Origin of the sequence: Streptomyces sp. WAC07094 (genome assembly GCF_036320405.1) — a bacterium.
Taxonomy (GTDB): Bacteria; Actinomycetota; Actinomycetes; order Streptomycetales; family Streptomycetaceae; genus Streptomyces; species Streptomyces lannensis.
The window spans coordinates 1,223,595-1,243,944 of the sequence record NZ_JAVMJZ010000001.1 but is presented as its reverse complement, the minus strand read 5'-3'; the positions used below and the strand labels follow the sequence as shown (position 1 = coordinate 1,243,944).

Sequence of the window (20,350 nt, the reverse complement as noted above, 5' to 3'; positions counted from 1 at the left end):
AGGTGCAAGGGGGTCCAGCCGGGCCGTGGCGCGGTTCCCGGATCGAGAGGATCAGCGATGGCGGTCGAGTCGGAACGCGTCGGGATGAGAACCGTGCAGCGGGCGATCGACATCCTCCAGCTCTTCGACGAAGGCCGTCCCGCCCTGTCGATCCGTGAGATCGCCACCGAGTCGGGGCTGCCCAAGACCACCGTGCTGCGCCTGCTGGGGACGCTTCGGCTCAACGGGCTGCTCTGGCTCGACGAACACGGCCGCCATCTGGCGGGCCCCGCTCTGCTGCGCTGGTCGCGGCTGGCCGAGCAGGCCTGGCGGCTGCCGCCCGCGGCCGGGGTGATCCTGCGGGAGCTGGCCACGGAGCACGGCGAGACGGTGCACCTGCACGTGCGCCGCGACATCCGCCGCATCTGCATCGCCCAGGAGGAGGGGCCGCAGTCGCTGCGCCAGGTCGTCCGGATCGGGGACGAACTGCCGCTGTGGGCGGGCGGCGTCTCCAGGGCGCTGCTGCTGGACGCGCCGGAGGCCCTGCTGTGCCGCGTCGCGGGGACCTCACCGTACGGGGCGGCCCACCTGGAGACGCTGCGCGCCCGGATCGAGGAGGCACGGGCCCTCGGCTACGCCACGAGCCACGGCGAGTACGAAGAGGGCCTCTCGGCGGTGGCCGTGCCGGTGCGCGGCCGCGACGGGGCGCCGGCCGCGGCTCTTTCCTTCGGGGGCCCCAGCACCCGTTTCACCGACGAGCGTGTACGGCGCTTCGCGGACGGACTCCGGGCGGCGGCGCGTGAGCTGTCACTGGTGGGGCTGCCGTTCGAGGGGTGAGCCCGCGGAGGTGGTCCGTTCAGCGGACCGGACGCGCCGTAGTGCGGAACGTCGGATTAGACTCCACTTGTCCGCAGCGCCCTGTATGCGTACCCGTAAGGAAGGCGGCACCACCGTGGACCGCACCGTCGTCACCCGAACCTCGCGCACCTCCGCCGACTGGTGGGTCACCGCCGACCAGGCGCGGCACGCGGCGCAGAGCGGACTCGCGGGGGCCGCGACGGCACCGGAACTGCTCCGCACGCTCACCGAACTGGACCGGGCCCGCCGGGCGACGGTGGTCGCCGTCGGTGCCGCCGTGGAGGCATTGCTCGAAGGAGGCGTCGCCTGGGAGGCGATCGCGGCGGCCCTGGGATTCGAGTCCGTCGAGGAGGGCCGCCGGGCGCTGGCTCCCGCACGCGAGGACGCGGCCGCCGCGATCGAGCGACGGCTCGGCCGCCGGGCGTAGGGCGCCCGCCTGGTGCGGCCGGGTCAGGCCTTCGCGAGCACGACCCACACCTGCCCCTTCGCGAAGTTCAACGGTGCGCCGTCGGCCGTCGTGAACCGGGTGCCGCCCGTCGCGGACGACCGCTGCCAGCGGGCGTCGAACGCCTTTCCGTCGCGCAGCACTTGGGCCTTGCCGGAACCCACGCTCTCCGAGTAGGGCGAGTTGTTGCCGAGGACGTCGTGGAAGCGTGAGGCGCGCACCCGCACGTACTGCACCACCACCGTGGCCGGGGCCACCCGCGTACCGTCCGACGTCACGGTCGGCGTGCCGTCCATCGACACGAGCCAGCGGTGCCGTTGTGCGGACCAGTTGAACGTGAAGCGGGCCGAGGGGAAGCGGACCGTGCGTGTGTTCTCGGGAGTACCGCCCGACGGCGCGGAACCGAACCGGAACCCGGTCGTCAGCGCCGCTGCTCCGGGAGCGGACCGGAGCAGCCGCCGAGGCCGCAGAAAGAGGTTGTGCGGCGCGACCTTGCCGCCGCCGCGGAAGTAGGCGCCCGAGTTCTTCTCGGGCGGCACAGGGGTGAGCGGCGCCTTGTTGATGAGGGGCAGCAGTTTGTGCTGGGCGCCGGAGAACGCGAGCGTCGGATCGTGGAACTGGCGCAGCAGTTCCAGATCCGACTCGCGGGCACTGCGCACCGGTCCCACCACGGGCGGCAGCCTGGTGGCGAACACCGCCATCAGCCGGCTCAGACCGCCCTCGACCTGCTCCGCGTAGACGATGTCCGCCTGGTCCAGGCCCGTCTGGGGGCGGGCCGCCGACACATTGTCGATCTTCACGGCGAGCAGCGGGCCGGCAGGTGCGGCGGATGTGGTCGGGGTGGCGGGGGCCTTGGTGCTGCTCTGCGGGGGCCGCACCGACCGCCCGCCCCGGGCGTCGGACCTGTCGGCCTGCGATGTGCAGCCCGCCAGCAGGGAGCCCGTCAGGGCGACGGTCAGAAGCACCGCCGTCGCCGCAGTCCGCCGCATTCGCGCAATCTGTCCCATGCCCACCGTTCCATCACGCCTGTGCCATCGATTGTGCACTTATAAGTTCATCGATGCCCATACCCGTTCTCTTCCGTTCGCGTGCCTTGTGGGGGCGATCGTTTTGAGGAGGGGGAAGGTGGGGAGCGTTGGCACGCTCGGCGTCGGTGCGGGTCAGTCCGTGGTGCCGAGGATCTCCGCGAGGTCGTAGCGCACCGGCTCCTCCAACTGCGCGTATGTGCAGCTCTCGGGGGTGCGGTCCGGGCGCCAGCGGCGGAAGCGCGCGGTGTGCCGGAAGCGCGCCCCGTTCTCCATGTGGTCGTAGGCCACCTCGGCCACCCGTTCGGGGCGCAGCGGCACCCAGGACAGGTCCTTCTTGCCCGACCAGCGGCTCGGCGCGCCGGGCAGCCTCGCCGTCTCGTGCGCCGCCTCGTCCGACCACGCGGCCCACGGATGCCCAGCCGCCTCGTCCATCCGCAACGGCTCCAGCTCCTGCACCAGCTCGGCGCGCCGCTTCATCGCGAACGCGGCGGCCACCCCCACGTGCTGGAGGGCGCCCCGGTCGTCGTACAGCCCGAGCAGCAGCGAGCCCACGACCGGACCGCTCTTGTGGAAGCGGTACCCGGCCACCACGACGTCCGCGGTGCGCTCGTGCTTGACCTTGAACATCACACGTTCGTCCGGCCGGTAGGGAAGTGTGAGGGGCTTGGCGATCACTCCGTCCAGGCCCGCGCCCTCGTACTGCCGGAACCACTGCTCCGCCACGGCCCGGTCCGTCGTCGCCGGCGCCAGGTGCACGGGCGGCGTCACCCCGGACATCGCCCTCTCCAGCAGGGCGCGCCGGTCGCTCAGCGGAACCTCGAGCAGGGAGGAGTCGTCCAGCGCCAGCAGATCGAACGCCACGAACGAGGCCGGGGTCTTCTGCGCGAGCATCCGCACCCGGGAGTCGGCCGGATGGATCCGCTCCGTCAGCGCGTCGAAGTCGAGATGCCCCTCCCGGGCGATCACGATCTCGCCGTCCAGTACGCACCGCTGGGGCAGCCGCTCCCGCAGTGCCTCGACCAGTTCGGGAAAGTACCTGGTCAGAGGCTTTCCCGTGCGGCTGCCCAGTTCGACCTCGGCGCCGTCGCGGAAGACGATCGCCCGGAACCCGTCCCACTTCGCCTCGTACTGCATGTCCGGCGGAATCACGGCCACGGACTTTGCGAGCATCGGCTTCACGGGCGGCATCACCGGCAGATCCATGTCTTCGATTCTCCTGCCATGTGATGCGGTTCGCCCGGTGTGCGGGGGCCGGTCCCCGGGCCTACCGTGGCACGCATGGGCAATGCGGTGGAGTTGGAGGTGGCAGGCAGGACGGTACGGCTGTCCAGCCCGGACAAGGTCTTCTTCCCGGAACGCGGCTTCACCAAGCTCGACCTCGCGCAGTACTACATGGCCGTGGGTCCGGGCATCCTGCGGGCCCTGCGCAACCGGCCCACCACACTCGAGCGCTACCCGGACGGCGTGTCGGGCGAGTCCTTCTTCCAGAAGAGGGCGCCCAAGAACATGCCCGACTGGATCCCCACCGCCCACATCACCTTTCCCAGCGGCCGCTCGGCCGACGAGATGTGCCCCACCGAGGCGGCCGCCGTCGTCTGGGCCGCGCAGTACGGGACGCTGACCTTCCACCCGTGGCCGGTGCGCCGCGGCGACGTCGACCACCCCGACGAACTGCGCATCGACCTCGACCCGCAGCCCGGCACCGACTTCACGGACGCGGTGCGGGCCGCCCACGAACTGCGTGCCGTCCTGGACGAGTTCGGCGGGCTGCGGGGCTGGCCCAAGACCTCCGGCGGCCGGGGGCTGCATGTGTTCGTGCCCATCGAACCGCGCTGGACCTTCGCCCAGGTGCGCCGCGCAGCCATCGCCGTCGGGCGCGAGCTCGAACGGCGGATGCCGGAGCGCGTGACCATCGCCTGGTGGAAGGAGGAGCGGGGCGAGAGGATCTTCGTCGACTACAACCAGACCGCCCGCGACCGCACCATCGCCTCGGCCTACTCCGTACGACCGAGACCCGGCGCCCCGGTGTCCGCGCCGCTGCGCTGGGAGGAGGTCGACGACGTGGCGCCCCGCGACTTCGACCTGGAGACCATGCCCCGGCGGTTCGCCGAACTCGGTGACGTCCACGCCGACATGGACGACCACGCCTACTCCCTCGAGGCGCTCCTGGAACTCGCCCGCCGTGACGAGCACGACCACGGCCTGGGCGACCTGCCCTATCCGCCCGAGTATCCGAAGATGCCGGGCGAGCCCAAACGGGTGCAGCCGAGCCGCGCGCGGCGGGAGGGAAAGCCGGCGAGCACCGAGGGCAAGGGCGGAAGACCGGGGAAGCAGCCCGGGAAGTCCGACGCGCCGGCCGGCCCGGGCGGGACCGACGGACCGGGGGACGAGGCGCCTCCCGAGGGCTCCGCCTCCCCCTGAGCGGCGGACGGCTCCGCAACGGGACTCGCCACGACTCGGCCAGAGGTATGACCGAAATACTACGAATTTGGCCAGTCGTGAGCATAAAATCACGCTGTGCCGCTACTGTCGCTTTTTCTTTCCGGCGGCCTGTCTCCGTGAATTCCCGTACAGGATGGGGGAACCCGCCATGGACAGACGCAGCTTCCACCGCAGTATGCTGCTGGGCGGTACGGCCGTCGCGACATCGATGACACTGGGGCCGGAGTCCGTCGGTGTCGACAAGCGTCTGCGAACCGCGCCCGCAGGCGGCCAGGTCAGACGCATCACGATGTACGCCGAGAAGCTGAGAGACGGGCGGATGGGCTACGGCTTCGCCCGGGGCAAGGCGACCGTCCCCGGCCCGTTGATCGAGATCAACGAAGGCGACACGCTGCACATCGAGTTCGTGAACACCATGGACGTCGCCGCCAGTCTCCATGTGCACGGACTCGACTACGCGATCACCGACGACGGCACGAAGACGTCCCGGAGCAGTGTGGCGCCGGGCGGCAGACGCGTCTACACCTGGCGCACGCACACCCCCGGACGCCGCGAGGACGGGACCTGGCGTGAGGGCAGCGCGGGCTACTGGCACTACCACGACCATGTCGTGGGCACCGAACACGGCACGGGCGGCATCCACAAGGGCCTGTACGGGCCGGTGATCGTGCGCCGCGTGGGCGATCTGCTCCCCGACAAGACCTTCACGATCGTCTTCAACGAGACGATGATCAACCAGCAGAAGCACGAGGGCCCCGACCTGCCGGCGATCGTCGGGGAGAGGGTCGAGTTCGTGATGATCACGCACGGCGACCTGTACCACACGTTCCATCTGCACGGTCATCGCTGGGCCCACAACCGTACGGGGCTGCTCACCGGGCCCGACGACCCGAGCCAGATCATCGACAACAGGATCGTGGGTCCCGGGGACTCCTTCGGCTTCCAGGTGCTCGCGGGCGAGCACGTCGGACCCGGAGCCTGGATGTACCACTGCCATGTGCAACACCACGCCGACCACGGGATGGTGGGTCTCTTCATCGTGAAGAGGGCGGACGGGACGATTCCCACGTACGTGGCGCACGAGCACTAGCGTCTGTCGTTCGGACCGGGTCGGGCCGCGGGCATGTCCGGCGGCGCTCCCCGTCGGCCCGGTCCAGGGCGGGCGAGTCAGGGAGCGAGGCGGCGGCAAGGGTGCGGTTTCCGCTCCGCCGTGCGCCCCGCCACGGCAGGCAGGCGCTCGAGAAGGCCCGTTGTGTCGGCGAATCCTCACCGGTCCCGAGTCCGGGCATCCTCAGGTCCGTCCGGCCCGATCGTGTGACGCCTCCGAGCCGTGCCGGACGCGATGAGTTTCGAGGAGAAGCCGGGTCTACGAGGCGAGGGGGGAGGCCCGACGAGAGGATCGACCATGGACGCATCGAGGACCCCGCGGCGCACCGGCCCTGCGGTGCGCCGGGCGCCGGCGGACACGGAACGGCAGACCGCCGGGGCGAAGGTGCTGTGGCATTTCACCATGTCGCTGGACGGGTTCGTGGCGGGGCCGAATCACTCGATGGACTGGATGACGGGCTTCTCCGTCCGGCCCGGTCTCGTCGAGGAGTACACCGGGACGACCGGCGCCGTCCTCGGCGGCCGGAACGGCTGGGACGCCCGCCCCGACGCCGCCGCCGTCTACGGCGGCGCGTGGCAGGGGCCGCTCTTCGTCCTGACGCACCATCCCGAGGACGCGCGGCCCGCCGACGGTGTGACGTTCCTGAACTGCGATGTGGCGGAGGCGGTCCGGATCGGGCTGGAGGCCGCCGGCGGGAAGAACCTCGAGGTCTTCTCGCCCACGATCGGCCGTCAGCTTCTCGAGCGCGGGCTGATCGACGAGGTCGACCTGCACATCGTGCCGGTACTGCTCGGCGAGGGGATCCGGCTGTTCGACAACCCCGGCGGCGTCCCGGTCCGGCTCGAACTGCTCAACGGCGAGGACCGCACCGCGGCGGTGAACCTGCGCTACCACCCGGTGTCGATCGGCTGAAGTCGTCTGCTCCGCGGGCGCTGCCGCCCCCGTCACCCACCGGCGTGCGACGGCGGAGGCGTGATCGGATGCCCGTGCGGGAAAGCGCTCTCAGCGCCATGGGCCTTGCGGGCTATCCTGATCGGCAGCCGCCGAGGAGGAGTCCCGCAGTGACCGAGACCGCGCCCCGCCCCACGCTCGAGGCCGTGGCCGCGCGGGCCGGTGTCTCGCGGGCCACCGTGTCCCGGGTCGTGAACGGTGGTGAGGGGGTGCGCGAGCCGCTCGTCGAGCGGGTGCTCCGCGCCGTCGAGGAACTCGGTTATGTGCCGAACCAGGCGGCCCGCAGCCTGGTGACCAAACGGCACGACGCGGTCGCCGTGGTGATCGCCGAACCGGAGACCCGGGTCTTCGCGGACCCGTTCTTCGCCCTGCAGCTGCGCGGGATCAGCAAGGAACTGACCGCGCACGACTCCCAGTTGGTGCTGCTGCTCACGGAGGGCCGCGCCGACCACGCAAGGGTCGGCCGCTATCTCGCGGGCGGTCATGTCGACGGCGCCCTTGTCTTCTCGCTGCACCTGGACGACCCCCTGCCGGAGCTGGTGCAGCGCGCCGGGGTGCCGACGGTGTTCGGCGGGCGGCCCGACTGGGGCGAGGGCAACCGCAGTGTGTACGTGGACAGCGACAACCGGGGCGGGGCCCGCGAGGCCGTGCGGCATCTCGTGGGACTCGGCCGCCGCCGAGTCGGGCACATCACGGGAGCTCTGGACCAGACCTCCGCCGTGGACCGGCTCGACGGCTTCCGGGACGTCATGGTCGACGCCGATCCGCGTCTGATCGCCGAAGGGGACTTCACCCCGGCCGGCGGCGAACGCGCCATGCGGCTGCTGCTGGAGCGCTGCCCGGATCTCGACGCCGTCTTCGCCGCCAACGACCTGGCCGCCTCCGGCGCCCTGCGCGTACTGCGTGCGCAGGGACGCCGGGTGCCCGAGGACGTCGCCGTCGTCGGCTTCGACGACATGCTTCCGGTCGCCGAGCAGACTGACCCGCCCCTGACGTCGATCCGTCAGGACATCGAGGAAATGGGCCGGTTGATGGCCCGGCTGCTGTTGCGCGCCCTCGACCGTCGGGGTACGTCCCTGGACGACGGGCCGGGTGCGGACGACGGGCCGTCCGGAGTCGTGCTGCCGACGACGCTGGTGCGGCGGGCGTCCGCCTGAACCACCGGTCGGTGTGTCGGTCAGGAGCCGACGGTCACCGTGAAGCGCCGGGGGTTCCCGTCGTTCGCGGCGCCCGACACGTCCGGCTGACCGTCCGGGCGGACGTCGTCGTAGGGGAACGCGTAGCCGATCGGTGAGTTGGCGTGCACCACCCGCGCCCAGTGGTTGGTCACCCCGCCCTGGTAGTAGTCGGCGCTGTCGGCACCGTTCGGCTGGTCGGGGTGGGTGAGCATCAGTGAGCGGTTGAAACCCGCGGCCAGTCGGGCGAGGAGGCCCTTCTTGTCGTCGGGGTCCCCCGGGTTGTTGGCGAACGGGCCGTGGTTGCAGGTGAAGACGTCCTTCGAGCTGGGCTTGGCGAAGGTGTGCCCCCCGGTGAAGGTGAGCGTGTCACCGCTGACCCTGCCGGTGAACACACCGCGTCCGCCCTGCAGGTCGATCCTGAGGTCGGCCGCACGGTACTTCTGCCAGACCTCGTCGATGTAGGAGCTCCACAGGTCGCGGAACGGCATCCTGTCGGGCTGGTCGAAGTAGGGCGCCATGAGGTTCTGCGGCGAGATGACGCGCAGGACCTCTCCGCCGGTGCCACGGACCACGAGCCGGTCCCACGGCTGTCCGTCCCGCGCTGCCTGCGCCGTGAGGTCCGCGGCGATCCCGCCCACCGCGCCGTCGGGCAGGGGAGCGACGGTGTGCGTGGCGTCGCCTTCCAGGGTGAGTCCGATCGGGAGCGCGGTCACCAGGTCGACATAGCTGATGTTCGCGTACAGCTGGGCGGAGTTGAAGGTGAACTCGCAGAACGACCAGGTCTTGCCGTAGTTGGCGTCGGCGGGTGTCGCGAAGGCCGGCTCGACCAGGGCGGGGCCCGGATTGAGGAAGAAGGCGAGGGTGTCGTCGCGCACGAAGTAGATCCGGGCGCCGTACATCTGAGGAAGTGTCAGTACCGTGGCCGGGGAACCCGCCGGTCCGAGCGGGATGGAGCAGTCGACGGGCAGCGGGGTCTGCGGGGCGGACGGGGAGGTCGGCCGGTAGACGCTGCCGTCGGCGCGCAGCAGCATCCAGGCGCCGGTCGACTGCTCGTGCCCGGTGACGTACGCCCGCACCGTGCCCGGTAACGAGGCGTTGCACAGGGCGAGTTGGCAGGTCGCGGGGGCCGCTTGGGCGATGCCGGAGGCGAGTGCGCCGATGCCTGTCGAGGCGGCGGCGGCTCCGGTCAGAAACACACGACGCGAAATCACGAGGCGTCTCCTGGGGTGTGGGGGGAGTGCAAAGGGCGGCCGTGGGGGGCGTGTCCCTGCGGTGCTCCACTGTTCCCAGGGGCGGTTGAGGCGTCAAGAGTTATGACTGAGAGCGCTCTCGAAAATTGTCCGCCTTCAAGAACCGACGGTTGCGGGCCGCCGGCTGCGGGCGGCAGGACGGCGTCGAATGCCGAACGGGCAGAGGTGCGCGAGGCGGGGCCCCCGACCGCGCACCTGGACGACGACCCGGACTTCGTCAGCCCTGGCCGGGCTCCTGCGGCGCGCTCGTGATGACCGCGAACCGAGCTCCGTACGGATCGGCGAGTCGCGCGATGCGGCCCACTCCCCGCACATCCGTCGGGGGCATCAGGACGGTGCCGCCGCGTTCCTGAGTCGCGCGTGCGACGGCGTCGGTGTCGGTGGCCTCGAAGTACGGCAGCAGATATGCCCCCGACTCCGGATCCACGGGATCGTCGGCCTGCGGCACCAGTCCGCCGAACCCCGTCTCCGGGCTGCCACCGTCCGGGTTGATGCAGGTGTACGTACCGCCGGGGAAGGACACGCCCTCGGTCTCCCAGCCCAGCACCTTGCGGTAGAACGCGGCGGCGCGGGCGATGTCCGGTGTGAACAGCTCGATCCAGCACAGTGAGCCCGGCTCCCCGGCCACGTCGACCCCCTGGGTCCGCCCCGGCTGCCAGACGCCGAAGGGCACACCGGCGGTGTCGGCGAGGATGGCCATGCGGCCCTCGCCCAACACGTCCATGGGCCGGAGCAGCACGGTGCCGCCCGCCTGCTCGGCGGCCTTGGCGGTGGCCTCGGCGTCGGTGCTCCGGAAGTAGACGGTCCAGGACGGCGCGCCCTGTTCGGAGGTGGTCTGCATACCGCCGGCGACGGTCCTTCCGGTGAGTTGGAAGAAGCCGTAGCCCCCGGAGTCGGGTCCCGCCGACCGGAACTGCCAGCCGAAGAGATCACGGTAGAAGGAGATGGCCCCATCGATGTCGGAGGTGCCGACATCCAGCCAGTTCGGGGCGCCGTTGACAAAACGGGTCGTGAGCATGACTGCATCCTTCGAGGTTCCCGTTGCCTGCACTGCCGAGTCTTGCACTGCGCACCGGCGTGCGCCGCCGGGACGGCGCGAAAGTCCACGTACACGGGGGGCCGACGCACGCCGTGAGTCCGGCGAAGTTTCTCCGCGCGCCGCCGTGCGCGGGCCGGCCGGCCCGGGACATCATCGGGTGCTGCGGGAACGCCGGACGGGCCGTTGATCACGCGTTGATCGAACGTTTGTCGCCGAGCGACACGATTTCGCCATGCACATCGAAGCGATCACCGCGTCCGACATCGCCTGGCAGGAGCAGGCGCTGTGCGCGCAGACGGGGGCAGACTTCTTCTTCCCCGAGCCCGGCAGCTCGGTGCGGGAGGCGAAGCGCATCTGCGCGCTGTGCGACAGCCGCTCCGCGTGCCTGGAGTACGCGCTCGCGAACGACGAACGGTTCGGTGTCTGGGGCGGGCTGTCCGAGAAGGAGCGGATGCGTCTGCGGCGGTCGGAGGAGAACGGATGAGATCCACCGGTCCGGCGACGGGTACGGGGGTGCCGTCGAGGGTCGGTGAGCGCGGCGGCGAGGCCCGCGTGGGCCTCGCGGCCGGACCCGGCGGGCGTCCCTGAAGACCGCCGGGTACGAAGCCGGGTCGTGGCCCGAGCCGTCCGTCCGGATGCGCGGCGGGGCGCGCGGGACGATCCTGGAGTTATGTCCGGAAGGGCCCCTGTCATCGTTCATCCGCCGTCCGGCACCGGCGGCCGTCGGGTGACCACGCGCGGGGAGAGCCTGGGGATGGCCTTCTCCGACGAGGATCTGATCGAGTTCCTCGGCCGCGCCGGGCTGCCCGATGCCGAGGACGTGCTCGACGATCCGTCGTGGGTCAAGTGGCGCGGCGCGGACGCACACCACTACGAGGCGGCGTAGCGGCCGACCGCGACGAGGCGGCCGCAGGAGACGCGCACCGTCGGGGCGCGCCGTGGTGACGGTGTGCGCCGGCCGACCCGCGTGCGCAGGAGCGTGTCCGGGCATGCGCCGCCCCCGCGTCGGCGCGGATCGGGCCGATCGGAGACCTCTGCGCTCAGTCGGTGCTGACGGGGGCCAGTACGGCGAGCGTCTCGTTGGCCTGGCGCAGCGCGAGCTCCAGGGTGAGAGGCGGATGCAGGGTGCCGCTTCCGTCGGGCGGCACGATCCACTCCACCGAGCCCGCCGACCGGTACGGCGGGGGCGCCGCGACCCATGAACCCTTGCTCGCGTGGCGGACGTCGGCCCCGGTCCAGTGGCCGGCGGGGTCCGGCGGCACGAAGAAGCCCACCCGGTGCGCCGCCGAGTCCACCAGGGTCGGTCCGGGGGTCTGCAGCGGGTCGTACCACAGGATGTCCAGTGCGAGCAGACCCAGTTGCCGGGGGACGCTCACCACGTCCCAGTGGCGCCCGGCCTCCAGGAGCACGGTGCCCGCACCGCGTTCCCACTCCCGCTTGCACGCCTGCGGGTCCGGCGCGGCGGCGGCCAGCCACTCCACGCCCTGCATCCACATCGCATTCCTCATGACCCGCTCCAGGGGCGCCACCCGGCGACCAGGCGTCCGACAGGGACCGCGCCGGTCGCGGGTCCGGGAGGGGACGCGCAACCGGCATATTCATGCTGATAGATAATTCCACCCCGAGGAAAGGGTGGCGCGGCCTGGCGATTAGTGCTGAAACGTTCTGCCTCTGCATTGACGTTCCTGCCGTCGGCCACCGACCGTGCCGGGGCCGACGGCATGTGCGCGGCGCTGCGCCGCGCACGGGGTCACGCCCGGTCCCGCCCCGCCATCCGCGCCTTGCGGGCCGCGAGCTTCTCGTCGAACTTCGCCGCCTCGGCGTCCAGTCCACCCATGAACATGCCCAGTTCCTCCTGGGCGCGGCACCCCTCGGGGCCGAGGCCGTCGATCTCCATGACCTTCAGGAAGCGCAGTACGGGCTGGAGCACGTCGTTGTGGTGGATGCGCAGGTTGTAGACCTCGCCGATCGCCATCTGCGCGGCGGCGCGCTCGAAGCCGGGAATGCCGTGGCCCGGCATCCGGAAGTTCACGACGACGTCCCGGACCGCCTCCATGGTCATGTCGGGGGCGATCTCGAACGCCGCCTTGAGGAGATTCCGGTAGAAGACCATGTGGAGGTTCTCGTCGGTCGCGATACGGGCCAGCATCCGGTCGCAGACCGGGTCGCCGGACTGGTGGCCGGTGTTGCGGTGCGAGATGCGGGTCGCCAGCTCCTGGAAGGCGACGTACGCGACGGAGTGCAGCATCGAGTGCCGGTTGTCCGACTCGAAGCCCTCGCTCATGTGCGACATGCGGAACTGTTCCAGCTTGTCGGGGTCGACCGCGCGGGACGCGAGCAGGTAGTCGCGCATGACGATGCCGTGCCGCCCCTCCTCGGCGGTCCAGCGGTGCACCCAGGTGCCCCAGGCGCCGTCGCGGCCGAAGATCGTGGCGATCTCGTGGTGGTAGCTGGGGAGGTTGTCCTCCGTCAGAAGGTTCACCACCAGGGCGATCCGGCCGATTTCGGTCACCTTGGACTGGTCCTTCTCCCAGGCCACGCCGTCCTCGAAGAAGCCGGGGAAGTTGCGGCCGTCGGTCCAGGGCACGTACTCGTGCGGCATCCAGTCCTTGGTCGCCTTCAGATGGCGGTTCAGTTCCCTTTCGACCACTTCCTCCAGTGCGTACAGCAGCCGGGCGTCGGTCCAGACGGAGGCGCTGCCGAGGCGGGAAGAAGTGATCGTCACAGGAACTCCAGGGGGACACTGAGATAAACCGGCGTACCGTGCCGGAACCTACGGGATCGTAGGCTACGAAGCCGTAGGTTACGAACCCGTAGGTTAAGCGCGCTGTAAGGCCAGTTGCTCCACCGGTGCCCGTGCGGGTCTCCGCAACCGGTTCCGGCCCCGTTTTCGGGGATGCCGAACTACCGTGCGACGTAAGCCTCACGGGTGTGACGGACGCGGAGTCAGCAGGTCAGACGTACAGCTCCCGCATGCGCACCGAGAGGCATGTCACACAGCCCTCGAGCTTCTCGAACTCGCTGATGTCCACGACCACCGGCTCGTGGCCGAGGTCGGCGAGCAGTTCCGCCGTCTTGGGGGCGCTGGCCGCCATCAGCAGTCTGCCCCCGCCGAGGACCACGACGTGCGAACCGGACTCCTCCGGGACCGGCAGGAAACGCGGGAAGAGCGCGGGTTTGTCCACCAGCGGCACATGGCCGATGACGGTGCCGTCCGGCAGCGCGGTGACCGCCGACTTCAGATGCAGCACCCGAGTGACCGGTACCGAGACGACCCGGGCGCCCAGCGGTTCGAACACGGCGCGCACCTGCTGGACGGCTGCCGCGTTGGTGCGTTCGCTGCGGCCGACGTAGAGGGTGTCGTCGATCTTCAGCACGTCACCGCCGTCGAGAGTGCCCGGCTCCCAGATCCAGTTCACCGAGCAGCCGAGGCGGGCCACGGCCTCCTCGACCCCGTCGGTCTCGTCGCGTCGTGACTCCGCCCCGGGCCGGGCGATCAGGGCGACGTTCCTGTACATCACGACCGTGTCCTCGACGAACACCGAGTCGGGGCAGTCGTCGGCGGGATCCACCTCGATCGTCTCCCAGCCGTGCGTACGCAGCGCCTCGCCGTACGCCTCCCACTGCTCGAGCGCGAGATCGGGGTCGACCTTCTCCCGCTCGATGTGGGTCACCAGTCCATCGGCGAGGCGTGGGCTGGGTCGGCGGATCAGGGCCTTCTTGCTGGGCACGTGGGACTCCGTCTCGGCTGAAGGTTTCGCCCGCCATCATGCAGGCCCGGAACCCGGGGACAAAGCCCCGGGTTCCGGCAGTCGCCTGCCCGACACACGGTCCGCCAATCGTGTTCACGGGCGAGGGTCGGGATCTCCGAGCGCCTCGGGAGAGGTCTCCTTGAGCTCTCCGTCGAGCAGCACCATGCGGGTGATGCCGATCGACTCCAGGAACGGGATGTCGTGGCCCGCCACGATCAGCGCTCCCTCGTACGACTCCAGGGCCGTGGTGAGCTGCCGCACGCTCGCCATGTCGAGGTTGTTCGTCGGTTCGTCGAGGATCAGCAGTTGCGGCGCGGGCTCGGCGAGCATCAGTGCGGCCAGAGCGGCGCGGAAGCGCTCGCCGCCCGAGAGCGTCCCCGCCGGCTGGTCGGCCCGTGCGCCACGGAACAGGAAGCGGGCCAGCCGGGCCCGGATCCGGTTGTTGGTGGCCCCCGGGGCGAACCGCGCCACGTTCTGCGCCACCGTCAGCGTGTCGTCGAGGACGTCCAGCCGTTGCGGCAGCAGACGCATCGGGACGTGCGCGGCGGCCTCGCCCGAAAGCGGTTCCAGCTCGCCCGCGATCGTGCGCAGCAGGGTGGTCTTGCCCGCCCCGTTGCGCCCCACCAGACCGATCCGCTCGGGACCTCGCAGCTCGAAGGTGCCCTTCACACGCGCTCCGTAGGTCAGCTCCAGATCCCTGAGCGTCAGCACGGACCGCCCCAAAGGCACCGCCGTGTACGGCAGATCGATGCGGATCTCGTCGTCGTCCCGTACCGCCTCGACGGCCTCGTCGAGACGTTCCCTGGCGTCGGCGAGCCGCTCCTCGTGCATGATGCGGTGCTTGCCGGCGGATTCCTGCGCCGCCCGCTTGCGCGCCCCCATGACGATCTTCGGTTCACGCTTCTGGTCCCACATCTTCTGGCCGTACTTCTTGCGGCGGGCCAGCTTGACCTGGGCGTCGACCAGTTCGCGCTTCTGCTTGCGGAAGTCGGCCTCGGCCGCGCGCACCGTGCGCTCCGCCGCCTCCTGCTCCACGGCCAGCACCTGTTCGTACGCCGAGAAGTTGCCGCCGAACCAGGTGACCTCCCCGGAGCGCAGATCCGCGATCTGGTCGACCCGGTCGAGAAGCTCCCGGTCGTGACTGACCACGACCATGACCCCCGACCACGCCTCGACCGCCGCGTACAGACGCCGGCGCGCGTACAGATCGAGGTTGTTGGTGGGCTCGTCCAGCAGCAGCACGTCGGGCCGGCGCAACAGCAGAGCTGCCAGCCGCAACAGGACGGACTCGCCCCCGGAGACCTCGCCGATGGTGCGGTCGAGACCGATGTGGCCGAGGCCGAGTTCGCCGAGCGTCGCCTCGGCGCGCTCCTCCACGTCCCAGTCGTCGCCGATGGCGGTGAAGTGCTCCTCGGACACGTCGCCCGCCTCCACGGCGTGCAGTGCCCGGCGGGTCGCGGCGATGCCGAGCGCCTCGTCGACCCTCAGGGAGGTGTCGAGCGTGACGTTCTGCGGGAGAAGGCCGACGTCACCGGTGACGCGCACCGCTCCCGCGGACGGCACGAGTTCGCCGGCGATCAGTTTCAGCAGGGTGGACTTGCCCGATCCGTTGACGCCGACGAGTCCCGTCCTGCCGCCGTTGAACGCGATCTGGAGGTCGTCGAAGACGGATGTCCCGTCGGGCCAGGAGAAGGACAGGGACGTGCAGGTGAGTGAGGGGGTCTGTGACATACGGGCCTCGCGGTTGCTGGGAGTGGACATGGGCAACGCGTGTGAGACACCGCAAAGGGGCGACGGTCCGGGAACGGGAAACGGCCCCGTACCGGAGGACGGACGGCTCGAACGCCGAGGTCGCACACGACGCACACAGGCGCGGACAGCGCTGTGTGACGCGGTGTCTCATGACCTCAGACGAGCAACGTCCTTCTCCTATCGACGGCAACAGGACCGCTGAACACCGTAGGAACGGGTACGAGGAGTGTCAACGGATTAAAACCCGCATCACGACCTCCGTCCGGCCACGCGGCCACCGCGTGCGCGGGCCGGACGACTCCCCCCCGAACCGTGCGCCAGGAGGCCTCGTGTCCCACGGCTCCACCTCGCTGCCCGCCCGGCTGTATCTGCTGGCCTGGGACACCTCCGGGCCCTGCCTCACCGGTGCGGCCGGTATCGGATACCTCGTCCGGGCAGGCGCCCTCACCGAACTGGCGCAGCGGGGTCTGCTGGTCGACGTGGAGGGCGTCGCCACCCCCGCCGACCTCGACGCCGAGACGGGCGACCCCGTCCTCGACGGGCTCCTCGAACTCGTCGAGGAGTCGATGCCCCGTCCCTGGGGCACCTGGGTGACCCTGCACACCGGGATCACCCTGGACGCCGTGCGCGCGGGGCTCGTCACGCAAGGCCTGCTGCGCGCCGGGAAGAAGAGGGCGCTCGGGCTGCTGCCTCCCGCGGACCACGAACTGCGGGACGTGCGGGCCGTGGAGGCGCTGCAGCAGGAGGCGCGCCGGGTGCTCGCGGGCGGGGCACCCGTCACGGAGGTCTCCGACCGTGACGCCGCCCTCGTGTCGCTGGCCGCCGCGGCCGGACTGCGCACGGTGGCGACCGAGGCGGAGCGGGAACGCCACGGGGAGCGCATCGAGGCGCTGGCCGACCATGCCGGTGGCGCCTCGCCCGCGCTGCACAGGGTCGTCCACGAGGTGCGCTCGGCCCTGGTCGCGGTGGCGACGGCGGGTGCGGCGGGCTGATCCCCGTCGCTGCGGCACGTACCTGTCGGAAACCTGCCGGACTCCGACCCGTGGTCCTGGTTGGCTCCTCCCCATGACCTCCGAGACTCTTCCCGGCGAGCAGGCCCTCGCCTTCCGTGCCCTCCATGTGCCCGGCCGTCCGCTCGTCCTGCCCAACGCCTGGGACACGGCCAGCGCGCGGCTCGTCGAGGAGGCCGGCGCGGCGGCCGTCGCCACCACCAGCGCCGCTGTCGCCTGGGGGCTCGGCGCCGCCGACGGCGACCGGCTGACCCGGGCCGACGCCCTCGCCGCCGTCGCCCGCATCGCGGACACGGTGGCCGTGCCCGTCACCGCGGACATCGAGACCGGGTACGCGGACGACCCCGCGGGCGTCGGGGACACCATCAGGGAGGTGCTCGCGGCGGGCGCCGTCGGTGTGAACATCGAGGACGGCCTGTACGGCCCGGGTGCGCCGCTCCGCCCGGTGGACGAGCAGGCCGAACGTATCGCCGCGGCGCGTGCGGCCGCCGACGCCGCGGGGGTACCGCTGTTCGTCAACGCCCGCGTCGACACGTATCTGCGCGGTGCCGGGGGACTGGGCGACACCCTCGAGCGAGCGGCCGCCTTCCTCGCGGCCGGGGCGGACGGCGTCTTCGTGCCGGGGACCTTCGACCCCGTGACCGTGAAGGCGCTCGCCGAGGGCATCGAGGGTCCGCTGAACGTGCTGGTCGGCCTCGGCGCGCCCTCCGTCGCCGAACTGGCGGCCCTCGGTGTCGCCCGGATCAGCGCCGGATCGGGCCTCGCCGAGGCGGTCCACGGTCTGGTCCTGCGCGCCGCACGGGAGCTGCTCGACGCGGGGACGTACGGGAGCCTCGCGGGCGGAGCCGACTACGCGAGCCTCAACGGGCTGCTGGGCGGCGTTCGTTAGTCCTCCGGGGCGCTGTGAGGCGATGCGCGCCCTGCCTCACGGGGTACGGCCGCCCGACGGCCGGACCCCCGCGGGCGGTTTCGGTCAGGCGTCCCGCATCAGTTCCGCCAGGTCGTGGTCCAGGTCCATCTGCAGATGCTCCAGGCCCGTCGGCACCAGTTCCGCGGTCCGCTGCAGGAACAGCCGGACATCGGCCGAGTGGATGTGCACCACGGCGGTGCCCTCCGGGGCGTGGAACTCCACCACGGTGCGGTCGTAGCCGTACGGCCGCACCCGGACGTCTCCGTGGCCCTCGGATCCCTGCAGACCCGCGCGCAGGAGTTCACGGGCGAAGGTCCAGCAGACCTCCACACCCTCCAGGGTGGCCGGGGCGGGGAAGGTCATGCGGACGGCGAAGGGGTCGCGCCGGTCGTAGTGGAGCGTGGCTGGAATGCTCTGCATGCGCGGCGCAGCGGCGACGAGCCGGGCCTCCACTGGCTGCTCGATCAGGGTGGACAACGCCTTGCTCCCTCGTGACGGCTGAACGGACTTCGGGCGGATGTGACACGGCACTTGAAGAGACGATGGAAGCGGCGATTCCGTGCACATGAACGGCGAGTGACCTCTGTCACCGAGTCCATGCCAGTGAGGTGATCCACAGGAGCTCGATGGCTTCGGCCCGTGGTTCGCGGGTCACTCGGGAGGACTCCGTGCGCGCCGGTACGGTTCCCGGGTACGGCCATCTGGACGGGGCCGTGGCGGTGGGCTAGCTTCGCGCGCCATGACGGGCATGGGGAACACGAAGCGTTCGGGCCGGATGATGGCCGTGGGACTGTGTGCCGCCGCGCTGGCCGCGCTGTCGGTCGCACCGGCGCACGCGCACGGGGCGTCGCGGCACGCGCCGCACTGGGAGCTCAAGGACAGCGGCACCGCGGCGCGTTTTCGCGGGCTGGCCGCGGTCGATCGGGACACCGCGTGGCTCGCCGGGTCCGGAGGCACCGTGCTGCGCACCACCGACGGCGGCGCGCACTGGCGCAACGTCTCCCCGCCGGGCGCCGGGGACCTGGAGTTCCGCGACGTCCAGGCGTTCGACGCGCGACGCGCGGTGGTCCTCGCCATCGGCGAGGGCGAGGCCTCCCGGGTCCTGCGCACCGAGGACGGGGGCGCGACCTGGACCGAGACCTTCCACAACACCGACACCAAGGCCTTCTACGACTGCCTCGCCTTCTTCGACCGGCGTCACGGCCTGGCCATGAGCGATCCCGTCGACGGAAGGTTCCGCATCCTGTCCACCAGCGACGGCGGCCGTTCCTGGAAGGTCCTGCCGAGCGCCGGGATGCCCGATGCCCAGGAGGGGGAGGCCGGGTTCGCGGCCGGCGGCCAGTGCCTGGTCACCTCGGGGCCGCGCGACGTGTGGATCGCCACCGGCGGCGGCGCACATGCGCGCGTACTGCACTCCGCCGACCGTGGGCTGACCTGGAAGGCCGCCGGTACACCCGTCCCTGCGGGCGATCCCGCCCGCGGCGTGTTCGCACTCGCCTTCCGCGACCGCACCCACGGCATCGCGGTCGGCGGTGACTACCGCGCGGACCAGGCCTCGCCGATGGCGGCGGCGGTGAGCGGGGACGGCGGCCGTACCTGGACGCCGGCGGCCCAGCCGCCGCCCGCCTACCGTTCCGGCGTCACCTGGCTACCGCACAGCCGCAGCACGGCGCTCGCCGTGGGCCCGACCGGCACCGATCTCACCACGGACGGTGGGCGCACCTGGCGAACCGTCGATCCGGGCTCCTTCGACACCGTCGACTGCGCCCCCGATCTGGGCTGCTGGGCCTCCGGCGAGCAGGGTCGGGTGGCCCGGCTCGAGCCCTGACGCAGGCGGCGGCGGAACCCTGGCGACGCGTGATGGTGGAGTGGGGGGATGCGTACGCTCGACACCATCATGACGACCGTACGCATCCCCGAGGACTGGCCCACCACGGAAGCGGAAGCACGCGCCGTACAGGACGAGTTGCGCGACCGGGTGGTCCTCGACGAGCCGGGGCCGCCGCCCGGGACCGGCCGGGTGACGGGGGTCGACGTGGCCTACGACGACGAGCGCGGCGTGGTCGCGGCGGCGGCCGTGGTCCTGGACGCGGCCACGCTCGCCGTGGTCGCGCGGGCCACCGCGGTAGGCAGGGTCTCCTTCCCGTACGTCCCCGGACTGCTGGCGTTCCGTGAGATCCCCACGGTCCTGGCGGCCCTTGAGGCTCTGCACCTCGACCCCGGGTTGGTCGTCTGCGACGGCTACGGCCTCGCCCATCCACGCCGCTTCGGCCTGGCCAGCCACCTCGGTGTGCTCACCGGGCTGCCCACCATCGGCGTGGCCAAGAACCCGTTCACCTTCGCCTACGTGGAGCCGGCCGCCCCGCGCGGCAGCACGGCCCCTCTGCTCGCGGGTGCCGACGAGGTCGGCCGGGCGGTGCGCACCCAGGCAGGCGTCAAGCCGGTGTTCGTCTCCGTGGGACACCGGGTGAGCCTCGACACCGCCTGCGCCCACACCCTCGTGCTGGCGCCGAAGTACCGCGTCCCCGAATCGACCCGGCGTGCCGACGCCCTGTGCCGGGAGGCGCTGAAGGAGGCGGTCGCCCGGCCCGGCGCCCGGTCGCCCGAGTACGGGAACTGAGTATCCGTACGGATGCGGCCGGGTCGTC

At 71.4% G+C, this 20,350-nt stretch carries 21 protein-coding genes; 12 read left to right on the top strand and 9 right to left on the bottom strand.

The window, feature by feature from the left end; all coding sequences use genetic code 11:
* The first annotated feature begins 57 nt into the window (after nucleotides 1–57).
* Entirely contained in the window at nucleotides 58–816 is a 759-nt protein-coding gene (locus RCR19_RS05590) for an IclR family transcriptional regulator (RefSeq protein WP_331264071.1), read from the top strand.
* Nucleotides 817–901: 85 nt separating this feature from the next.
* Nucleotides 902–1,264: a hypothetical protein gene (locus tag RCR19_RS05585; RefSeq protein WP_331264070.1), complete on the top strand. Its 363-nt coding sequence runs from the start codon at nucleotides 902–904 to the stop codon at nucleotides 1,262–1,264.
* 23 nt (nucleotides 1,265–1,287) lie between these two features.
* On the opposite strand, the gene RCR19_RS05580 is transcribed toward RCR19_RS05585, so the two are convergent.
* Both RCR19_RS05580 and RCR19_RS05575 read right to left on the bottom strand, forming a co-directional pair.
* Nucleotides 1,288–2,271 (bottom strand): DUF3048 domain-containing protein, encoded by a 984-nt coding sequence (locus tag RCR19_RS05580; RefSeq protein ID WP_331264069.1) that lies wholly within the window; start codon nucleotides 2,269–2,271, stop codon nucleotides 1,288–1,290.
* 171 nt (nucleotides 2,272–2,442) lie between these two features.
* A complete protein-coding gene (locus RCR19_RS05575; RefSeq protein ID WP_331264068.1) occupies nucleotides 2,443–3,513 on the bottom strand; it encodes an ATP-dependent DNA ligase in 1,071 nt (356 codons plus the stop codon).
* A 75-nt stretch (nucleotides 3,514–3,588) separates the two neighbouring features.
* On the opposite strand from RCR19_RS05575, the gene ligD reads away from it, so the two are divergent.
* The 4 genes from ligD to RCR19_RS05555 all read left to right on the top strand — a co-directional run bounded on the left by ligD (nucleotide 3,589) and on the right by RCR19_RS05555 (nucleotide 7,968).
* Complete coding sequence (gene ligD / locus RCR19_RS05570; RefSeq protein ID WP_331264067.1) at nucleotides 3,589–4,731, top strand: non-homologous end-joining DNA ligase; 1,143 nt, start codon at nucleotides 3,589–3,591, stop codon at nucleotides 4,729–4,731.
* Between the two features lie 169 nt (nucleotides 4,732–4,900).
* Nucleotides 4,901–5,842, top strand: coding sequence for a multicopper oxidase domain-containing protein (locus RCR19_RS05565; protein WP_331264066.1), 942 nt, complete (start codon nucleotides 4,901–4,903; stop codon nucleotides 5,840–5,842).
* Between the two features lie 315 nt (nucleotides 5,843–6,157).
* On the top strand, nucleotides 6,158–6,772 hold the full coding sequence (locus RCR19_RS05560; RefSeq protein ID WP_331264065.1) for a dihydrofolate reductase family protein: 615 nt from the start codon (nucleotides 6,158–6,160) through the stop codon (nucleotides 6,770–6,772).
* Between the two features lie 149 nt (nucleotides 6,773–6,921).
* Complete coding sequence (locus RCR19_RS05555; RefSeq protein ID WP_331264064.1) at nucleotides 6,922–7,968, top strand: LacI family DNA-binding transcriptional regulator; 1,047 nt, start codon at nucleotides 6,922–6,924, stop codon at nucleotides 7,966–7,968.
* Nucleotides 7,969–7,988: 20 nt separating this feature from the next.
* On the opposite strand, the gene RCR19_RS05550 is transcribed toward RCR19_RS05555, so the two are convergent.
* A complete protein-coding gene (locus tag RCR19_RS05550; RefSeq protein WP_331264063.1) occupies nucleotides 7,989–9,200 on the bottom strand; it encodes a glycoside hydrolase family 64 protein in 1,212 nt (403 codons plus the stop codon).
* Between the two features lie 256 nt (nucleotides 9,201–9,456).
* Entirely contained in the window at nucleotides 9,457–10,257 is an 801-nt protein-coding gene (locus RCR19_RS05545) for a VOC family protein (protein ID WP_331264062.1), read from the bottom strand.
* Nucleotides 10,258–10,510: 253 nt separating this feature from the next.
* Between RCR19_RS05545 and RCR19_RS05540 the strand changes: the two genes are divergently transcribed.
* Together RCR19_RS05540 and RCR19_RS05535 are read left to right on the top strand one after the other, a co-directional pair.
* Complete coding sequence (locus RCR19_RS05540; RefSeq protein WP_331264061.1) at nucleotides 10,511–10,762, top strand: WhiB family transcriptional regulator; 252 nt, start codon at nucleotides 10,511–10,513, stop codon at nucleotides 10,760–10,762.
* Between the two features lie 186 nt (nucleotides 10,763–10,948).
* The gene (locus RCR19_RS05535) at nucleotides 10,949–11,164 is read left to right on the top strand and encodes a hypothetical protein (protein WP_059130979.1); all 216 of its coding nucleotides are present in this window, start codon (nucleotides 10,949–10,951) and stop codon (nucleotides 11,162–11,164) included.
* A gap of 154 nt (nucleotides 11,165–11,318) precedes the next feature.
* Here the strand turns inward: RCR19_RS05535 and RCR19_RS05530 are convergent, their stop codons facing one another.
* The 4 genes from RCR19_RS05530 to RCR19_RS05515 form a co-directional block, all read right to left on the bottom strand.
* Nucleotides 11,319–11,786 (bottom strand): hypothetical protein, encoded by a 468-nt coding sequence (locus RCR19_RS05530; protein WP_331264060.1) that lies wholly within the window; start codon nucleotides 11,784–11,786, stop codon nucleotides 11,319–11,321.
* Between the two features lie 242 nt (nucleotides 11,787–12,028).
* Complete coding sequence (locus RCR19_RS05525) at nucleotides 12,029–13,003, bottom strand: acyl-ACP desaturase (RefSeq protein ID WP_331264059.1); 975 nt, start codon at nucleotides 13,001–13,003, stop codon at nucleotides 12,029–12,031.
* A gap of 229 nt (nucleotides 13,004–13,232) precedes the next feature.
* Entirely contained in the window at nucleotides 13,233–14,009 is a 777-nt protein-coding gene (ddaH, locus tag RCR19_RS05520) for a dimethylargininase (protein WP_331264058.1), read from the bottom strand.
* A gap of 114 nt (nucleotides 14,010–14,123) precedes the next feature.
* Nucleotides 14,124–15,791, bottom strand: coding sequence for an ABC-F family ATP-binding cassette domain-containing protein (locus tag RCR19_RS05515; protein WP_331264057.1), 1,668 nt, complete (start codon nucleotides 15,789–15,791; stop codon nucleotides 14,124–14,126).
* Nucleotides 15,792–16,111: 320 nt separating this feature from the next.
* Between RCR19_RS05515 and RCR19_RS05510 the strand changes: the two genes are divergently transcribed.
* Nucleotides 16,112–16,774, top strand: a complete 663-nt coding sequence (locus RCR19_RS05510) for a GPP34 family phosphoprotein (RefSeq protein WP_331264056.1) — start codon at nucleotides 16,112–16,114, stop codon at nucleotides 16,772–16,774.
* Nucleotides 16,775–16,847: 73 nt separating this feature from the next.
* A complete protein-coding gene (locus RCR19_RS05505; RefSeq protein WP_331264055.1) occupies nucleotides 16,848–17,681 on the top strand; it encodes an isocitrate lyase/phosphoenolpyruvate mutase family protein in 834 nt (277 codons plus the stop codon).
* An 84-nt stretch (nucleotides 17,682–17,765) separates the two neighbouring features.
* Here RCR19_RS05505 and RCR19_RS05500 read toward each other — a convergent pair whose 3' ends face one another.
* Nucleotides 17,766–18,179 carry an SsgA family sporulation/cell division regulator gene (locus RCR19_RS05500; RefSeq protein ID WP_331264054.1) on the bottom strand — a complete coding sequence of 138 codons (414 nt, stop codon included), beginning with the start codon at nucleotides 18,177–18,179 and terminating at the stop codon, nucleotides 17,766–17,768.
* 262 nt (nucleotides 18,180–18,441) lie between these two features.
* On the opposite strand from RCR19_RS05500, the gene RCR19_RS05495 reads away from it, so the two are divergent.
* Both RCR19_RS05495 and RCR19_RS05490 read left to right on the top strand, forming a co-directional pair.
* Nucleotides 18,442–19,530, top strand: coding sequence for an oxidoreductase (locus RCR19_RS05495; protein WP_331264053.1), 1,089 nt, complete (start codon nucleotides 18,442–18,444; stop codon nucleotides 19,528–19,530).
* Nucleotides 19,531–19,599: 69 nt separating this feature from the next.
* Nucleotides 19,600–20,322, top strand: a complete 723-nt coding sequence (locus RCR19_RS05490; protein WP_331269355.1) for an endonuclease V — start codon at nucleotides 19,600–19,602, stop codon at nucleotides 20,320–20,322.
* Nucleotides 20,323–20,350 lie beyond the last annotated feature (28 nt).